Source organism: Streptomyces sp. NPDC051636 (assembly GCF_044453765.1).
Taxonomy (GTDB): domain Bacteria; phylum Actinomycetota; class Actinomycetes; order Streptomycetales; family Streptomycetaceae; genus Streptomyces.
Window position 1 is genome coordinate 20,436 of sequence record NZ_JBITDA010000014.1, and the last position, 17,729, is coordinate 38,164.

A 17,729-nucleotide genomic window follows, 5' to 3' on the forward strand; every position below is an offset into this window, starting at 1 on the left:
CATCCCCGTACCCACCGGCTACCGTGGGGCAGATGAGCACCGAGGACCGCCCGGCGCCCCGCTCCCTCGCGGAAGCGCTCCGCGCGCGTGACGACGCCTCCCTTGCCGCGCTCCTGCGCAGCCGCCCCGATCTCATCACTCCCGTCCCCACCGACCTCACCCAGCTGGCGACCCGCGCGGGGACCCGGGCCTCGGTCCTGAGGGCCCTGGAGCGGCTGGACCGGTTCGCGCTGCAGACGGCGGAGGCGCTGGCCGTGGCGGGAGACCCGGCGTCGTACGAGGAGGTGCTGGGGCTGATGGCGGGGGACGCCGGGGACCCGGTGGTCTCCGGCGCGCTGCCCCGCGCCCTGGGCACCCTCCGCGAGCAGGCCCTCGTTTGGGGCGGCGACGACCGGCTGCGGCTGGTGCGCACCGCCCGTGAGGTGCTCGCGCCGTCCCCGCAGCACCCGTCCCCGACGGGACTGGGCCCGGCGGTGCAGGAGGCGACGGCGGGGATGTCGCCGGGGCGGATCCAGGAGATCGTCGCCACCGCCGGGCTGCCGTCCACCCATGACTCGGTGTCCGCCGTGGCCGCGCTGACCGCTCTGTTCACCGACCGGAAGCGGATGGCGGCGCTGCTCGGCCAGGCGCCGGAGGAGTCGCGGGAGGTGCTCTCGCGACTCGTCTGGGGGCCGCCGTACGGGCAGGTCACCGCCGACCCGGCGCCCCGCCTGCGCTGGCTGCTGGACCGCGGTCTGCTGCTGCCGACGGCGCCCGGCACGGTCGTACTGCCCCGCGAGGTCGCCCTGCACCTGCGCGCGGGCCGCGCCCACCGCGCGCCGGAGCCGGTGTCGCCCGCCGTCGAGCCCGCCTCGACACACAGTCCCCAGGTCGTGGACGCGACGGCGGCCGGGCAGGCGTACACCGCGCTGGCCACCGTCGAGGAGCTGCTGAAGGAGTGGGACGAGGGCGGGCCCGCCGTGCTGCGGGCCGGGGGCCTGAGCGTGCGGGACCTGAAGCGGACGGCCGTCGCCCTGGACGTGGCCGAGCCGGTCGCCGCCTTCTGGGTCGAGCTGGCCTACGCGGCCGGCCTGCTGGCCTCCGACGGCGAGGCCGACGAGCGGTACGCGCCGACCCCGGCCTACGACGAGTGGCTGGAGCAGCCCGCCGCCGAGCGCTGGGCGCGGCTGGCGGAGGCATGGCTGACGGCGACGCGGACGCCGGGGCTGATCGGGGGGCGGGACGCGAAGGACCGTACGTTGTCGGCGCTGGGGCCGGGGCTCGACCGGTCGGCCGCTCCCGAGGTACGGCACCGGGTGCTGTCCCTGCTGGCCGCCCTCCCGGCGGGCGGTGCGCCGTCCGCCGAGTCCGTGCTGGAGCGGCTGCGCTGGGAACGCCCGTTGCGCGGGCCCCAGCGGGACGAGGATCTGCGCTCCCGGCTCGCCCGGTGGACCCTGACGGAGGCGGAGCTGCTCGGCGTGACCGGCCGGGGCGCGCTGTCCGCGCAGGGGCGGGCGCTGCTCGGTGGGCCGTCTTCGCGGCCGGTCGACGTGTCGCCCTCCGGGCCGCCGCAGGTGCCGGCCGGGGAATCCGCCGGTCCCGGTGACAAGCTCCCCGTGCACCACCACCGCCATCACCAGCCCGCCCTCCGCGAGCCCCTCTCCCCCGCCGAGCAGGCCGTCGCCACGGCCGCCGCCGCCCGCGTCCTCGCCCCGCTGCTCCCGGAGCCACTGGACCACGTCCTGCTCCAGGCCGACCTCACGGCGGTGGCCCCTGGCCCGCTCCAGCGGCCGCTCGCCGACATGCTGGGCGTGCTCGCGGACGTGGAGTCGAAGGGCGGTGCCACCGTCTACCGGTTCACGCCCGCCTCGGTACGCCGTGCCCTCGACGCCGGCAGCGCCGCGTCCGACCTGCACGCCTTCCTCGCCGCCCACTCCCGCACGCCGGTCCCGCAGCCGCTGGCGTACCTGATCGACGACGTGGCCCGCAGACACGGCCACCTGCGGGTGGGTGCCGCGTCGGCGTACGTGCGCTGCGACGACGACGCGGTGCTCAGCGAGATCCTCGCCGACAAGCGGGCGGCGGCCCTGCGGCTGCGCCGCCTGGCACCGACGGTGCTGGCGGCCCAGGCCGACCCGGCGACGCTGCTCGAGGGCCTGCGGGGGCTGGGGTACGCCCCGGCCGCCGAGTCCGCCGAGGGCGACGTGCTGATCACCCGCGCCCACGCCCACCGCACCCCGCCCCGCACGGCCCCCGAACCGGTCCCGGAGGGCCCGCCGACCCCCGACGCCACGCTCCTGTCGGCCGCGATCCGGGCGATCCGCGCGGGCGACCTCGCCGCCACCGCTCCCCGCAAGCCCGCCACCGGCACCCCGGTCTCCGACGGCGACCTGCCCCGCACCAGCCCCGCCGAGACCCTCGCCACCATGCAGGCCGCCGTCCTCACCGGCGAGGCCCTCTGGATCGGCTACGTCAACGCCGAGGGCACCGCCAGCCAGCGTGTCATCGCCCCCATCCGTGTCGAGGGCGGCTTCGTGACGGCGTACGACCACACGGCGGACGAGGTCCGGACGTATCCGCTGCACCGGGTGACGGGGGTGGCGGAGCTGGCGGAGGACCAGACGTGATCGCCCGCCCGTGATCGCCCGCCGGTAGGGCACACTGGACGTTTGGCCCATGCCGATGGCCATACGGAAAGGGTGCCCCGCGTGAATGGTCCGCTGATCGTCCAGTCCGACAAGACCCTGCTCCTGGAAGTCGACCACGAGCGGGCCGACGACTGCCGTCGGGCCATCGCGCCGTTCGCCGAGCTGGAGCGGGCGCCGGAGCACATCCACACCTATCGGGTGACGCCCCTGGGGCTGTGGAACGCGCGGGCGGCCGGGCACGACGCCGAGCAGGTCGTGGACGCGCTCGTGCAGTACAGCCGCTATCCGGTGCCGCACGCGCTGCTCGTCGACATCGCCGAGACGATGGACCGGTACGGGCGGCTGACGCTGACCAAGCACCTGGCGCACGGGCTGGTGCTCACCACCACCGACCGGCCGGTGCTGGAGGAGGTGCTGAAGTCCAAGCGGATCGCTCCGCTCGTCGGCGCCCGGATCGACCCGGACACCGTCGCCGTGCACCCCTCCGAGCGCGGGCAGATCAAGCAGACGCTGCTGAAGCTGGGCTGGCCCGCCGAGGACCTCGCGGGGTACGTGGACGGTGAGGCGCACCCGATCGAGCTGGCCGAGGACGGGTGGGCGCTCCGGCCCTACCAGAAGCAGGCCGTGGAGAACTTCTGGCACGGCGGGTCCGGCGTCGTCGTCCTGCCCTGTGGTGCCGGGAAGACGCTGGTCGGGGCCGGGGCGATGGCCGAGGCCAAGTCGACGACGCTGATCCTCGTCACGAACACCGTCTCCGCCCGGCAGTGGAAGCACGAGCTGGTGAAGCGGACGTCGCTGACCGAGGACGAGATCGGGGAGTACAGCGGTACGAAGAAGGAGATCCGGCCGGTCACCATCGCGACCTACCAGGTGCTGACCACCAAGCGGAAGGGGATCTACCCCCACCTGGAGCTGTTCGACTCCCGGGACTGGGGCCTCATCGTCTACGACGAGGTGCACCTGCTGCCGGCGCCGGTCTTCAAGTTCACCGCCGACCTGCAGGCGCGGCGGCGGCTCGGTCTGACGGCCACCCTGGTGCGCGAGGACGGCCGCGAGTCGGACGTGTTCTCCCTCATCGGGCCCAAGCGGTTCGACGCGCCGTGGAAGGAGATCGAGGCGCAGGGCTACATCGCGCCCGCCGACTGCGTCGAGGTCCGCGTGAACCTGACCGACTCCGAGCGGCTTGCGTACGCCACCGCCGAGGCGGAGGAGAAGTACCGCTTCTGCGCCACCACCGAGACCAAGCGGAAGGTGACCGAGGCGATCGTGCGGCGGTTCGCCGGGCAGCAGATCCTCGTCATCGGGCAGTACATCGACCAGCTCGACGAGCTGGGCGAACACCTCGACGCCCCGGTGATCAAGGGTGAGACGTCGAACGCCCAGCGCGAGAAGCTCTTCGAGGCCTTCCGGCAGGGCGAGATCAGCGTCCTCGTCGTCTCCAAGGTCGCCAACTTCTCCATCGACCTGCCGGAGGCGACCGTCGCCATCCAGGTGTCCGGCACCTTCGGCTCCCGCCAGGAGGAGGCCCAGCGGCTCGGCCGGGTACTCCGCCCGAAGGCCGACGGCCACCAGGCCCACTTCTACTCCGTCGTCGCCCGCGACACCCTCGACCAGGACTTCGCCGCCCACCGCCAGCGGTTCCTGGCGGAGCAGGGGTACGCGTACCGGATCATGGATGCGGACGAGATCCTGGCGGAGAGCTGAACCCGTCAGGGCGCGGGAAGGGTGAACACCAGGAAGAGTACGGCCAGCGGCGGCACCGGCATGGCGACGGCCGACCAGAGGCGCAGCGCGCGCCAACGGCGGTTCCAGGGCAGCACCCACGCGGTGACCAGCGCCGCGAAACTCACCCAGCCGCCGAAGAAGAGGATTGTGTAGATCCAGGACAGCGAGGTCGTCAGGGCCGGTGAGCAGTCGTCGGGACCGCAGGAGTCCGTGGCCATCGCCGACAGCCCGCCCAGGATGGCCGCGAGCGGGCCCAGAAGTCCCAGCAGGACGGTGGCGATGAGCGGCGCCACCCAGGCCCGGCGGTCCCGCTCGGCCGAGCACGGCGGGCCGCCGACCCCGCCGATGTGCTGTGTCGTCATACGGACAGTCAAGCCCTGCGGGGAACGCCTGGGCCTCGGTGCGCATACTCATCTCCCGGGGTCGTGGTACTCAGCACGGCGTACAGCGCGAGCAGGGCCAGGCCCAGCAGGGGGTACGGCGCCGCCGACGGCTGCTGCCACCAGGGCAGCCGGAGGTCCAGGTCCCCCTCGTGCGGCACCAGCCACATCGTGCGGGCCGTGAACACCGCGGCCGTCACCGCCGCGAGGCGGATGCGGCCCTCCGCCAGGAGTACGGCGATGAGCGGGACGCACCACACCCAGTGGTGGGACCAGCTGATGGGGCACACGAGCAGGGCGGTGAACGCCGTCAGCAGGATCCCCCAGCGGTCCTCCCGGGCGCGGGCGGCCAGCCACAGGCCCGCCACCCCGACGGCGGCCGCCGGGAGCAGCCAGACGAGCCCCGGCGCGGGATCGCCCAGCGCCCGTGCGACGAGGCCCCGCAGGGACTGGTTGTCCACGATCCAGGACCTGCCCACGCGGTCGGTCTCGTACAGGTGGCGGGTCCAGAAGCCGGTGCTGGCGGTGGGCAGGGCGAGGGCGGCCAGGGCGACGCTGGCGGCGAAGGCGGCCGTCGCTGTCACCGCCTCCCGCCTGCGCCCTGTCAGGAACAGGTACACCACGAACACGGCCGGCGTGAGCTTGATCCCGGCCGCGATGCCCACGGCCGCACCCTTGGCCCGGGCGCCGGGCGGGCGGGTCAGGTCCCACAGGACCAGGCAGGCGATCGCCAGGTTGATCTGGCCGAACAGGAGCGTCTGGAAAACCGGTTCGAGCCAGAGGGCGAGGGCGGTGACCGTGCACAGGGCGGGCAGGGGCAGGCTGCGGGCCGCGAGGCGGGCGGAGAGGGTGACGAGACGGGCGAGCAGGAGCACGTTGCCCGCGAGGAAGGCGAGCTTGAGGGCCGGGACGGGGATCCAGGTCGTGGGGACGAACAGGACCGCCGCGAAGGGCGGATACGTCGCCGGCAGACGCCACTCGGTGACCGTGAAGCCGTACAGGTCGCCGCCGCGGGCGACGGCCTCGCCCTCGGCGCGGTAGACCAGCACGTCGACCATGGGAATGTGCTGCCAGACGCAGAGGACGGCGAGCGAGGAGAGGGAGACCGCGAGGAGAACACAAGGCATCACCGACCGTTTTGGCACGGCGATGAACTTATGCGGTTACTTGCGGTGTATGCCCGTTTCCTCGCCGTACTCGCCGAGGATGACGACTCTGAACGCCGCGCTCACGAACACCTTGACGGCACGGAGGGCGTCGCCCAGGGGATGGTGGTGGACGCCCTCCACGGCCGTGGCTCCGGCCGGTCGGGCGGGGACTGGAGTGATGGTTGCTGCGCTCATGTCTCCATGGTGGAACTCGGACACGGCGATCGCATCGGCCTCGAGAGCCAATCACGGGCATATCTCCGTCCACCCACGGATGGACCCCCTCCCCTACGCCGAAGGAGCGCGTCCCCTAGGGGATCGGACGGAAAACGATTGGCCGCCGCCCAGTCCGCCTCACTAAAATCTCCGCTCTTGCCCGCCTCCCTCCCGGAGTGCCGCCGCCCGGCCGGAAACCGGACGGCACCCACCACGCGCCCACCCAGCAGGCCCACCGGAGGCACCCCCTTGTCCACGCCCACCGACGACCCCCTCGCCCGGGAACGCTCCCGCCTCGCCGCCTCCCGTGCCGCCCTGCGTGCCATGCGGGAGGGCGTGGAGTCGCTCGACATCAGCGACGTCACCGCGAACTGGGTCAACGCCGAGGTGCTCGCCCACCAGATCGACGAGCGCATCAAGGCGCTGGCCGACCTCAGCGACACCCCGCTGTTCTTCGGCCGCCTCGACTATCTGTACGCCCCCGGCGCGGACCGTGCCGAAGGCGCCGAGGGCGAGCGCTTCTACATCGGGCGCCGGCATGTGCACGACGCCGACGGCGACCCGATGGTCATCGACTGGCGCGCGCCGGTCTCGCAGCCGTTCTACCGGGCGTCCAAGAAGGACCCGATGGACGTCGCGCTGCGCCGCCGCTTCGGGTACACCGGCGGCGCGCTCACCGCGTACGAGGACGAGCACCTCTCCGACCCGGCCGAGGCGGCCACCACCAGCAAGCTGCTCCAGCAGGAGATCGAGCGCCCGCGCGTCGGCCCGATGCGTGACATCGTCGCCACCATCCAGCCGGAACAGGACGAGATCGTACGGAGTGGGCTGGGCGGGACCGTGTGCGTGCAGGGAGGCCCCGGCACCGGGAAGACGGCCGTCGGCCTGCACCGGGTCGCCTACCTCCTCTACGCCCACCGCGAGCGGCTCGCCCGTACCGGCACCCTGGTCATCGGGCCGAACAGGTCCTTCCTGCACTACATCGAGCAAGTGCTGCCGGCGCTCGGTGAACTGAGTGTCCGGCAGGCCACCGTCGACGACCTCGTCGGCCAGGTGGAGGTGCGCGGCACCGACGACGCGGCGGCGGCGATCGTCAAGGGTGACGCGCGGATGGCGGAGGTGCTCAGAAGGGCCCTCTACTCGCACGTCACCATGCCCACCGAGCCGGTTGTCGTGGCGCGCGGGTCACGGCGCTGGCGCGTACCGGCGTACGAACTGGAGGACATCGTCCGGGAGTTGCTGGCCCGCGACATCCGTTACGGCGCCGCCCGCGAGGCCCTGCCCCAGCGCATCGCGCACGCGGTGCTGGTGCAGATGGAACGTTCCGGCGAGGCCCCGGACGACCGGGTGCAGGACGCGGTGGCCCGGGGCAGCGCCGTGAAGGCGGCGGTGAAGGCGGTCTGGCCGGCCGTCGACCCGGCGAAACTCGTCCTGCGCCTGCTGACCGACGCCGACTTCCTCGCCGTACACGCCGAGGGGGTCCTCGGCGAGGAGGAGCAGAAGACGATCCTGTGGGCGAAGCCGGTGCGCGGCGTGAAGTCGGCCAGGTGGTCGGCGGCGGACGCGGTGCTGATCGACGAGGCGACGGACCTGATCCAGCGCACGCACTCGCTCGGGCACGTTGTTCTCGACGAGGCGCAGGACCTCTCCCCCATGCAGTACCGGGCTGTCGGCCGCCGCTGCACCACCGGCTCCGCGACCGTCCTCGGCGACCTGGCACAGGGCACCACCCCCTGGGCGACCCGGGGTTGGGACGAGGCCCTCGCCCACCTCGGGAAGCCGGACGGCGTGGTCGAGGAGCTGACCGCCGGTTTCCGCGTCCCGACGGACGTCATCACCTACGCCTCCCGTCTCCTCCCGCACATCGCACCCGGCCTCACCCCGGTCGCCTCGGTCCGGGAGAACCCGGGCCTCTTCGAGGTCCGCACGATCACCGGCACCGCCGAAGTGGTGGCCGCCTGCGAGGAGCTGCTGCGCAACGAGGGCTCCACCGGCCTCATCGCCGCCGACGCCCGCGTCCCCGTCCTCGCCGAGGCCCTCACGGCGGCCGGGATCACCTGCCTGGCCCCCGGCGAGGAGACCACCGAGGAGACCCGGCTGACCCTGGTCCCGGCCTCACTCGCCAAGGGCCTGGAGTACGACTACGTGGTCCTCGACGAACCCCAGGCCGTCGTCGACGGCGAACCGGACGAGCGAACGGGCCTGCGGCGCCTGTACGTGACCCTGACCCGAGCGGTGTCGGGCCTGATCGTGACGCACACGGCCCCGCTGCCGCCGCAGCTGGCCCAGCCGGTCGGACCGCCGCGTCCCCGTACCGGTGTTTCCAGCTTCAACGAAGTCGCTCGATATCGCCCCTATTGAGTACATTAGTAATAAGCAGGATAAAGCGGGACGCAGCGAGGTTGATGGCGATGGATGCGATCGTGTCGTCGGCAGCCACGGCCTTGGTGGGGGCCATGACCACCGACGCATGGCAACAGGCCCGCGCGGCTCTCGTCACTTGGTGGCGCCGGGTGCGTCCACGTCAGGCAAGGCGGGTCGACGCGGCGCTCGTGGAGTCCCGCGACCGGATGCTGACGGCCCGCCGGGCAGGGGACGAGGACGCGGAGTCGCACATGGTCGCGGCCTGGGGATCCCGGCTGACCGCACTGTTGCGGGACGACCCCGCGCTGGTGGACGAGCTGCGGCGGCTGGTCGACGAGGAGATCGCCCCGCTCCTGCGCCACGAAAGCGGCCCCCGGACCGGCTCGCACGAGTTCCGGGCCGAGGCATCCGGACACGGCCGGGTGTACCAGGCCGGCCGTGACCAGCACATCTGCGGGCCATGAGCCCCGCCGGCAGACAGCCCGCGCCCGGAGAGGAGATCCGGCTGGAGGCTCATGCCTCGGAGCGGGCCCGGATCTACCAGGCGCGCCGCGACCTGTACGTGTCGGAGCGGGACCTGCACCTGCACTATGAGGACGGCCTACGAACCGCCCGCCGGGTGCGAACCTCCGAGATCTCGCAGGAGTGCCCGTATCCCGGCCTGGCCGCCTTCAGCGCCGAACAGGCCCAGTGGTTCTTCGGCCGGGACGCGCTGGTGGCCAAGCTGCTGGTGCGGCTGGACGCCTGCCTCGCGGTGGGCGGGGCACTGGTCGTCGTCGCGCCCTCCGGGGCCGGGAAGTCCTCGCTGCTCAGAGCGGGACTCCTGGCCGAACTCGCGCGGGGCGCCCTGCCGGGCTCGGCGCGCTGGCCTCGGGTGTGGCTGACGCCGACCGCCCGCCCCATGGCGGTCCTCGGTGCCCGCCTGTCGGAGTTGACGGGCGGGCGGACGGGCGGAATGCGAGGGGCGTCCGGCGACGGACCGGACGGCCCGGCGTGGCGGCCGGCCGTCCTGCGCCGTGCGCTCGCCGCCGAGAGCGACGGCGGGACCGGCGCCGAACGCCGCTTGGTGCTGGTCGTGGACCAGCTGGAGGAACTGTTCACGCTGTGCACCGACGAGCGTGAGCGGCGGGACTTCCTGGACGCGGTCCTGGCCCTGGCGGAGGTGGGCCCTGACGGCGAACCGCCCGTCGGCCTGGTCGTGTTCGGCCTGCGCTCGGACTTCTACACGCAGTGCGCCGCCCATCCGGGACTCCTCGACGCCGTGGAACGCAACCAGGTGATGGTGGGACCCCTCTCCTGCGCGGGCGTGCGGGAGGCGATCCTGCACCCCGCACGCGCGGTCGGGCTGGACGTCGAACCGGGTCTCGTGCAGGTGCTGTTGCGCGACCTCGGCGCGGGGGGCAGGGGGGACGGGCGGGAGGGCACGGACGAGTGCGGGGCCTACGAGATCGGGCGGCTACCGCTGCTCGCCCACGCCCTGCGGGCCACCTGGCTGCGCCGGGCGGGCCACGTCCTCACCGTGGACGGTTACGAGTCCACCGGCGGCATCGCCCACAGTGTGACGGCCGAGGCGGACCGCTGCTTCGACCGGCTGGACCCTCAGGCCCAGCGGACGGCGCAGACCGTCTTCCTGCGCCTGGTCAAGTTCGGCGACCGCACCCACGACACACGCCGCCCGGTGCGGTACGCCGAACTGCTGGGCCACGGCGGGCGCTCCGGCGAAGCCGCCGAGGTCATCGAGACGTTCACCCGCGGGCGGCTGCTGACCCGTGAGCAGGACACGGTCACCATTACCCACGAGGTGCTGCTGCAGGCCTGGCCGCGCCTGCGGGAGTGGATCGAGGCGCACCGGGCCCAGTACATGGCCCGCCAGCGGCTGGAGGACGCGGCCGCCGCGTGGGATGAGGGCGGGCGTGATCCGGGGCTGCTGTACCGGGGCCAGAGAGTGGACGAGGCCCGTGCTCTGGCCGACGACGAGGTGACGGGCGAGTTCGATCCGGTCGTGTCCGCGTTCCTGGCCGCGTCAGTGCGCCAGCAACACCGCACGCGCCGGATCCGCCAAGGGGTCATCGCCGGGCTGACCGTACTGACGGTACTCGCCGCGCTCTCCGCCGCCCTCGCTTTTCAGCAGCGCGGCACGGCACAGCACGAACGGAACGCCGCGATCCTCGGCGAGATCAGGGCCGAGGCCGACCAGGTGCGCGAGACCGACCCGTCGCTGGCCGCCCAGCTGGACCTGGTGGCACACCGGATGTCACCGGCCGCGTCGACCCGGGCGCACCTGCTCGGGGACCAGAACATGGCACTGGCCAGGGTGCTGACCGGCCACCGGGACCGGGTGAACACCGTCGGTTTCAGCCCGGACGGACGCCTGTTGGCCAGCGCGGACAGCAGCGGGAAGGTCCGCCTGTGGAACACCACCGCCCGGCCGGGCCAACCGGTCGCGCTGGGCACCCCGTTGCGCAGCTCCCCGGACGCGATCCGGGCGCTCGCCTTCAGTCCTGTCGGCCACCTCCTCGCCGTCACCGGCGACGATGGCACGGTCCGCCTGTGGGACGTAGGCGACGCCCGCCACCCCGCCGGTCTCGGAGCCCCCGTCCGGGCCGGTGGCGGTGCCCTGAAGACGCTGGGCTTCAGCCCCGACGGACACGCCGTGGCCGCGGCGGGACAAGACGGACGCATCCGGCTGTGGGGCATCGCCGACCCCAGGCGCCCCAAGCCCCTTGCCAAGCCGCTCACCGGAGCCGACGGCGAGGTGAACGGGGTCGCCTTCAGCCCGGACGGCAAGCTGCTGGCATGCGGCGGGAGCGACGCGACGGTACGGCTGTGGCAGGTGACCGACCTGCGGCACGCGTCCGCCGTCGGCCGGGTGCCGGAACCCATCCCCTTCCAGGCGGGGGTCCCAGGTTCAGCCCAGGCGGTCGCCTTCAGCCCGGACAGCCGCACGCTCGCCGTGGCCGGGAGTGACCAGGCCACGCACCTGTGGAACGTCACGAAGCCCGCGAAGCCGACCGCGCTCGACAGCCCGATCAGCAACGGTGTCGTCAACACCGTCGCCTTCTCCCACAGCGGCCACCTCATGGCGTACGGCGGCGACGACAACGACGTCTGGCTCGAGAACGTCACGGATCCGAATGCCTCACAAAATCTCACGCCCGCCCTGAGCGGCCACACGGGACATGTGCTGGCGCTGGCTTTCAACCCGAGGGGCGGCATGCTGGCCACCTCAGGCGCCGACCGCACCATCCGGCTGTGGACGATCCCGCGCACGATCCTCGACGGACACGCGGGGTATGTCGACACCGTGGCCCTGAGCGCGGACGGGTACCTGCTCGCCTCAGGCTCCGAGGACGACACCGTCCGCCTCTGGGACGTCGGGTACCCGGCCGCTCCCCGCCCGGTCGGCGCGTCCATCCGCGGCCGCACCCCGTACATCAACTGGGTCGCGTTCAGCCCCCGCGGAAGGGTGCTGGCCGTCGCGGACGGGCGGGACGTCCAGCTGTGGGACATGACCGCGCCGACGAGTCCCAGGCTGTTGGGTGGTCCGCCACACCGTTCCCAGGAGGGCTTCCGCGTCCTGGCGTTCACACCCGACGGGCACACCCTGGCAGGCGGCAACAACGACGGCACGGTCAGCCTGTGGGAGGTCTCCGATCTGTCCCGTCCAGCCGCCCTCGGACCGTCGCTGAACACGCACGGAGGCGAAGTGATCTGCCTGGCCATCAGCCCGGACGGCCGTACGCTCGCCGTCGCGACGCAGAACGGCAGCCTCCACCTGTGGGACATCACCGAACCCGCACACGCGAGGGCGCTGGGTACACCTCTGCGGGTCAGCGCGGATCCGCTCCAGACAGTCGTCTTCAGCCCGGACCGCCGCACCCTCGCCACCGCCGGAAGCGACGACACGATCCGGCTGTGGGACCTGACCGACCGCACACACCCCACAGCGGTGGGGCCGCCCCTGACCGGCCACACAGACCCCGTCAACACCCTGGCCTTCACCCCTGACGGGCGCACTCTCGTCAGCGGTAGCTCTGATACGACACTCCGGCTGTGGGACGTTGGCGACCGGAGCCACGTCCGGGCCCACGGACTGCCGGTGACCGGCATCGTCAACTGGGTCAACCAGATCGTGTTCTCCCCGGACGGCCACTACCTCTTCCTCGGCGACGGCGAGTACACCGTACGCGTCCTGCCGCTGTCCACACAGACCGCCGCCAACTACGTCTGCCGGGCGACCGGCAACCTGCTGACACCCGCGCTCTGGCACAGGTACATCGCCCAGCTGGACTACGACCCGCCGTGCGCGCGGCAGTGAGGAACCGGGTCAGACGGCGTCGATGACTCGCCGCCACTCCCCGACCGCCCCCGCCGACACCGGCCCCGCCCAGCCGTCCGGACGGGCCGCGCCGCCGATGTGGAAGCCGTCGATGCCGGCGGTGCGCAGGGGGGGTACGTGGTCGAGGCGGAGGCCGCCGCCGACGAGGAGCATCGGCTCGTATCCCGGCTCCCCGCAGCGACCCGCCTCGGCGAGCAGCGTGGGCAGGCCGTCGTCCACGCCGGACGCCGAGCCGGCGGTGAGGTAGCAGTCCAGCCCGGGCAGGTCGGCGAGCTGCTTGCGCAGGGCGTCGCGGTCGGCGGCCCGGTCGATCGCCCGGTGGAAGGTCCAGCGGCAGCCGTCCAGCTCGGCGACGACCCGCTCCACCGCGTCCAGGTCCACCCGGCCGTCCGCGTCGAGGAAGCCGAACACGAACTGGTCGGCCCCCGCGGCCCGCATCTCCCCCGCGACCCGCACCAGCCGGTCCACGTCCTCGGCGGCTCCCGCCGTGAACCCGTCGGCGAGCCGCAGCATCACGCGCAGGTCGAGGTCGACGGCGGCGCGGATCCCGGCGAAGGTCCGGGCCGGCGGGGTGAGCCCGTCGGCCGCCATGTCGGTGACCAGCTCGAGGCGGTCCGCACCTCCGGCCTGGGCGGCGACCGCGTCCTCGGGGTCGAGGGCGATCACCTCCAGGACCGCATGTGTGCGCATGCTCATCGGACCCCTTCCGTCGGTGTTCCCTGGAGCGGCTACAGGTCTAGTCCAATCTCAGGGTACGTCGGGAAGGCGCGGGTTAGCGAGACCGCCCCCCTGCACCCCGTCAGCCGAAGATGTTCAGCTCCCCCGCCTCCGCCCCCGCCAGCTCGTACTCCGCCCCCGCGAGCGGCCGGCCCGAGTACAGCCGTACGAGCGTGGCGGCGTCGCCGATGAACCGCGCCGGGGTCCGCGTCCCGCTCTCCACGCCCAGCCGCAGCGGCTCGTCCACGTCGTCGAGGTCGGCGTGCAGCGGCAGATGACCCTTCTCGCGGGTCACCCGGGCCAGCAGAGTGAGCGCGTGCGGCAGTCCGTCGCCGGCATAGGCCCCCGGCTCGCCGAAGGCGTCGCGCACGTCACCGGCGTGCACCCACTCCCCCAGCGCGATCATGTCCAGCACGCCGCCCGCCTCGGCGATCACCGGCCCCGCCTCGGTCATCCCGCGTTCCAGCTCGTCCACCACGCGCGCGTTCGTCCACTCGGCGCGCTCGGCGATGTCCCGGTCGTTCGACTCGGGAGAGAACACCCCCTTCTCGAAACGGCCCTCCACCACCCGGATCAACGCGGCCGAACAGTGCGCGAGCACATCCCGCACCGTCCACCCCGGACACGCGGCGGTCGCCAGGGCGAAATCCTCCTCGGACCGCGCCCGCAGCAGCGGTACCAGCGCGTCTCGCTCGACGGTCAGCAGGCGTCCGGGCAGCTCGGGGTCTCGTGATTCGTTCACGTCAGTCATGACGACCAAGCTAGGACCTGTCGGGCCGCCCGGCGTCGCATACGCGGGAGAATGAGCCCATGCCCGACCTCGACGTCCTGCGTGCCCGCTTCGCCCGTGCCCTCGAAGGAGCCCGCGGCACCGGCCCCGACCCGCTGCCGTACGCCGACAACCTGCTCGGCCGCTGGCAGGAACCGCAGCGCCGCTACCACACCCTCGCGCACCTCACCGCGGTCCTCGATCACGTGGACGTACTGGAGGAGTACGCAGACGACCCGGACGTCGTACGCCTGGCCGCCTGGTTCCACGACGCCGTCTACCTCCCCGACCGCTCCGAGAACGAGGAGCGGTCGGCCCGGCTCGCCGAGCGCGCCCTGCCCGAGGCCGGCGTGCCGGAGGCGAAGACCGCCGAGGTGGCCCGCCTGGTCCGGCTCACCGCCGGCCACGACCCGGCCGACGACGACCGTGACGGGCAGGTGCTGTGCGACGCCGACCTGGCGATCCTCGCCGCGCCGCCGTCCGCGTACGCCGCCTACACCGCCGCCGTCCGCGAGGAGTACCACTTCGTGCCGAACGACGCCTTCCGCGCGGGACGGACCGCGGTCCTGCGCCAACTCCTCGATCTGCCAAGGCTGTTCAGGACGCCGTACGGGCAGGAGAAGTGGGAGGCGACGGCCCGCTACAACCTCGCCGCCGAGCTGGAAATCCTGTCGACCTGAGCGGTCCGGCCCGCCTAGTGTGCGGCCCATGCGTGCCATGGGCGGGGATCAGGTGGAAGAGGCCGTCGCGGGCTGCGTGGCCGCGCTGCGGCCGGCGGTGGACCGGGACTGGGCGGCGGTGAAGGCGAACAGGCTGGAGTGGAGCTGCCACCAGACGGCGTTCCACGTCGCCGAGGACCTCATCGCGTACGCCGGCAACCTGGCGGGCCGCGCCCAGGACGACTACACCCCCTTCGACATCACCCTCGACGACGGCACCGGCAACACGGGCCTTCTGCAGGTGATCGAGACGACCGGCGCCCTCCTCGCCGCCGCCGTCCGCACCGCCCCGCGCGACGTCCGCGCCTTCCACCCCTACCCCTTCGGCAGCGCCGACCGCGAGGGCTTCGCCGCGATGGGCATCGCCGAGGTACTGCTGCACACGCACGACATCACCGAGGGCCTGGGGCTCCCTTACGAGCCGTCCGAGGAGCTGACCGAGTCCGTCCTGACCTGGCTCTTCCCGCACGTCCAGCCCGGCCCGGCCGCCTGGCCGACCCTGCTGTGGGCCACCGGCCGCGGCGAGCTGCCCGGCCGCGCCCCGGTCACCGACTGGCGCTGGCGCAACAACCTGGTCATCCCCACCGAACGCCTCACCCTGGTCGGCGTGCGTCCCGCCGCCGCCCGCGACCTGCGCCTGGGCGGCGACGGCGGTTTCGAGTGGGTCGAGGGCGGGCCGTTCCAGGGCACGCGGGACGCGGCCGGCATGGTGGTCAAGGCGTACGAGGCGGGCGTACACCGGCCGGAGTTCGGGCTGTTCGTGCTCGTCCGGCGCGAGGACGGCCGCGCCGTCGGCGGCATGGGCTTCCACGGCACCCCGGACGAGGAGGGCCGCGCGGAGGTCGGCTACGACCTCGCCGAGGGCGCCCGCGGCCAGGGCTACGCCACCGAGGCCCTGCGCGCGCTGTCGGAGTGGGCGCTGGCCCGGGAGGACCTCCAGCTGCTGATGGCGGCCGTCGAACGGGACAACCTGCCCTCGCAGGGCGTGCTCACGCGGTCCGGCTACACCCGGGCGGCCGTGGAGGAGGAGCGGACGGCGCACGAGGAACAGGACCTGGACAGCGTGTTTCAGCTGTACCTGCGCCGGTCCTGACGGCGTTTGCGCCTGCGCAGCCCCGACTTGTGCAGCAGCCGCACCACCTCGCGGCTGCTGACCTCCACCGCTCCGGCGCGGACGGCATCGGTGTACCGGTGCGACGGAAGATCGTAGTGGTCGCGCTCGAAGGCCCGCCGGGGCACGCCCAGCTCCTCGGCGAAGGCGTGCAGTTCGTCGTACGACACGTCGCTCACCAGGTGCGACCACATGCGCCCGTGTCCGGGCCAGGCCGGCGGGTCGATGTACACCGTCACGGGAGCCTCACGAGGACGGCTCCCCGCCCGTCGCCGACCCCAGCGACCCCACCGCCGCGACCTTCACCCCTGCCTTGTGGCACACCCAGTGCGGGTCGGGCCCGAGCTCCGGCTCGACGTCCAGGGCGTGCGGGTCGCCGGAGCCGCACACCGGGCACAGCGGCCAGCGGCCGTACCGCTCCAGGAGCGCGTCCTGCACGTCCTGCGCGACCAGCCCGGCCACATAGCTCACCCCTTCCGGCCACTGCTCGACCCACCACCGCCGCTGTACGACGGACTCCTCGACCAGCGAGACGACGTCCGCCTCGGCGACCTCGCCCGCGACCAGGTCGGCCAGCACGAGGGCGCGTGCCGCGTGCAACGCCTGCTCCAGGGGGCTGATGGGGTTCATGCCCCTATTGTGCGCACTCTTGACCGGGACACCGAACCGAAAATATCTTTCACGGGTGACCCGGGACGTGAAGGAAATTTTCGGTGGCGCCCTGGCCGCCAAGGTCCGCACGCTCGCCCCGTCGATGACCCGCTCCATGCAACGCGTCGCGGAGGCCGTCGCGAGCGACCCGGCGGGCTGCGCGGCCCTCACGGTCACCGGCCTCGCCGAACTCACCGGCACCAGCGAGGCCACGGTCGTGCGCACCGCCCGCCTGCTCGGCTATCCGGGCTACCGCGACCTGCGCCTCGCCCTGGCCGGCCTCGCCGCCCAGCAGCAGTCCGGCCGCGCGCCCGCCATCACCACCGACATAGCGGTGGACGACCCCATCGCCGATGTCGTCGCCAAGCTCGCCTACGACGAGCAGCAGACCCTCGCCGACACCGCCGCCGGCCTGGACACCGTGCAGCTGGACGCCGCCGTCACCGCGCTCGCCGCCGCGCGGCGCACCGACGTGTACGGGATAGGCGCCTCGGGTCTCGTCGCGCAGGACCTCACCCAGAAACTGCTGCGAATAGGACTGATCGCCCACGCCCACAGCGACCCGCACCTCGCCGTGACCAACGCCGTACAGCTACGGACGGGCGACGTGGCGATCGCGATCACGCACTCCGGGTCGACGGGGGACGTCATAGAGCCGCTGCGGGCCGCCTTCGAGCACGGGGCGACGACGGTGGCGATCACCGGGAGGCCGGACTCGCCGGTCACCCAGTACGCCGACCATGTGCTGACCACGTCCACGGCCCGGGAGAGCGAGCTGCGGCCGGCGGCGATGTCCTCGCGGACCAGTCAACTGCTGGTGGTGGACTGCCTGTTCGTGGGCGTCGCCCAGCGGACCTACGAGACGGCGGCGCCGGCGCTGGCCGCTTCGTACGAGGCGTTGGCTCATCGGCATCGCAGTGGTTCACGGTAAGCCCGGGCAAGCCGCGCCGTCCCCACGCCGTC

Annotated in this window: 15 protein-coding genes; 8 read left to right on the plus strand and 7 right to left on the minus strand. The window is 73.1% G+C overall.

The genetic code is table 11. From position 1 onward, the window contains the following. Positions 1–32: 32 nt before the first annotated feature. On the plus strand, positions 33–2,606 hold the full coding sequence (locus tag ACIBBH_RS23695; protein ID WP_399407654.1) for a helicase-associated domain-containing protein: 2,574 nt from the start codon (positions 33–35) through the stop codon (positions 2,604–2,606). Between the two features lie 81 nt (positions 2,607–2,687). Continuing rightward, positions 2,688–4,331: a DNA repair helicase XPB gene (locus ACIBBH_RS23700; RefSeq protein WP_399407656.1), complete on the plus strand. Its 1,644-nt coding sequence runs from the start codon at positions 2,688–2,690 to the stop codon at positions 4,329–4,331. Positions 4,332–4,336: 5 nt separating this feature from the next. Here ACIBBH_RS23700 and ACIBBH_RS23705 read toward each other — a convergent pair whose 3' ends face one another. The 3 genes from ACIBBH_RS23705 to ACIBBH_RS23715 are packed head-to-tail and all read right to left on the minus strand — an operon-like array spanning position 4,337 to position 6,075. Further along, positions 4,337–4,714: a hypothetical protein gene (locus ACIBBH_RS23705; protein WP_399407657.1), complete on the minus strand. Its 378-nt coding sequence runs from the start codon at positions 4,712–4,714 to the stop codon at positions 4,337–4,339. An 8-nt stretch (positions 4,715–4,722) separates the two neighbouring features. After that, the gene (locus ACIBBH_RS23710) at positions 4,723–5,859 is read right to left on the minus strand and encodes a glycosyltransferase 87 family protein (RefSeq protein ID WP_399407659.1); all 1,137 of its coding nucleotides are present in this window, start codon (positions 5,857–5,859) and stop codon (positions 4,723–4,725) included. Between the two features lie 36 nt (positions 5,860–5,895). Next, on the minus strand, positions 5,896–6,075 hold the full coding sequence (locus tag ACIBBH_RS23715; protein ID WP_399407661.1) for a hypothetical protein: 180 nt from the start codon (positions 6,073–6,075) through the stop codon (positions 5,896–5,898). 270 nt (positions 6,076–6,345) lie between these two features. Between ACIBBH_RS23715 and ACIBBH_RS23720 the strand changes: the two genes are divergently transcribed. The 3 genes from ACIBBH_RS23720 (at position 6,346) to ACIBBH_RS23730 (ending at position 12,778) form a co-directional block, all read left to right on the plus strand. Next, positions 6,346–8,457, plus strand: a complete 2,112-nt coding sequence (locus ACIBBH_RS23720) for a HelD family protein (RefSeq protein ID WP_399407663.1) — start codon at positions 6,346–6,348, stop codon at positions 8,455–8,457. Between the two features lie 95 nt (positions 8,458–8,552). Continuing rightward, positions 8,553–8,924: a hypothetical protein gene (locus tag ACIBBH_RS23725; RefSeq protein WP_399407664.1), complete on the plus strand. Its 372-nt coding sequence runs from the start codon at positions 8,553–8,555 to the stop codon at positions 8,922–8,924. Further along, positions 8,921–12,778, plus strand: coding sequence for a hypothetical protein (locus ACIBBH_RS23730; RefSeq protein ID WP_399407665.1), 3,858 nt, complete (start codon positions 8,921–8,923; stop codon positions 12,776–12,778). Before ACIBBH_RS23725 ends, ACIBBH_RS23730 begins: the two co-directional genes overlap by 4 nt. Positions 12,779–12,787: 9 nt before the next feature. Here ACIBBH_RS23730 and ACIBBH_RS23735 read toward each other — a convergent pair whose 3' ends face one another. After that, the gene (locus tag ACIBBH_RS23735) at positions 12,788–13,489 is read right to left on the minus strand and encodes a copper homeostasis protein CutC (protein ID WP_399407667.1); all 702 of its coding nucleotides are present in this window, start codon (positions 13,487–13,489) and stop codon (positions 12,788–12,790) included. Between the two features lie 109 nt (positions 13,490–13,598). Further along, entirely contained in the window at positions 13,599–14,267 is a 669-nt protein-coding gene (locus ACIBBH_RS23740) for a maleylpyruvate isomerase family mycothiol-dependent enzyme (protein ID WP_399407669.1), read from the minus strand. 59 nt (positions 14,268–14,326) lie between these two features. Here ACIBBH_RS23740 and ACIBBH_RS23745 point away from each other — a divergent pair, with 59 nt between their 5' ends. Next, positions 14,327–14,965, plus strand: a complete 639-nt coding sequence (locus ACIBBH_RS23745; protein WP_399407671.1) for a hypothetical protein — start codon at positions 14,327–14,329, stop codon at positions 14,963–14,965. A gap of 37 nt (positions 14,966–15,002) precedes the next feature. Beyond that, positions 15,003–16,097: a GNAT family N-acetyltransferase gene (locus ACIBBH_RS23750; protein WP_399407987.1), complete on the plus strand. Its 1,095-nt coding sequence runs from the start codon at positions 15,003–15,005 to the stop codon at positions 16,095–16,097. Here the strand turns inward: ACIBBH_RS23750 and ACIBBH_RS23755 are convergent. After that, complete coding sequence (locus tag ACIBBH_RS23755; RefSeq protein ID WP_399407673.1) at positions 16,073–16,354, minus strand: DUF4031 domain-containing protein; 282 nt, start codon at positions 16,352–16,354, stop codon at positions 16,073–16,075. The two genes, ACIBBH_RS23750 and ACIBBH_RS23755, sit on opposite strands and share 25 nt — an antisense overlap. Before the next feature lie 7 nt (positions 16,355–16,361). After that, positions 16,362–16,745 (minus strand): hypothetical protein, encoded by a 384-nt coding sequence (locus ACIBBH_RS23760; protein ID WP_399407675.1) that lies wholly within the window; start codon positions 16,743–16,745, stop codon positions 16,362–16,364. Between the two features lie 55 nt (positions 16,746–16,800). Here ACIBBH_RS23760 and ACIBBH_RS23765 point away from each other — a divergent pair, with 55 nt between their 5' ends. Next, positions 16,801–17,697, plus strand: a complete 897-nt coding sequence (locus ACIBBH_RS23765) for a MurR/RpiR family transcriptional regulator (RefSeq protein WP_399407677.1) — start codon at positions 16,801–16,803, stop codon at positions 17,695–17,697. Positions 17,698–17,729: the final 32 nt, after the last annotated feature.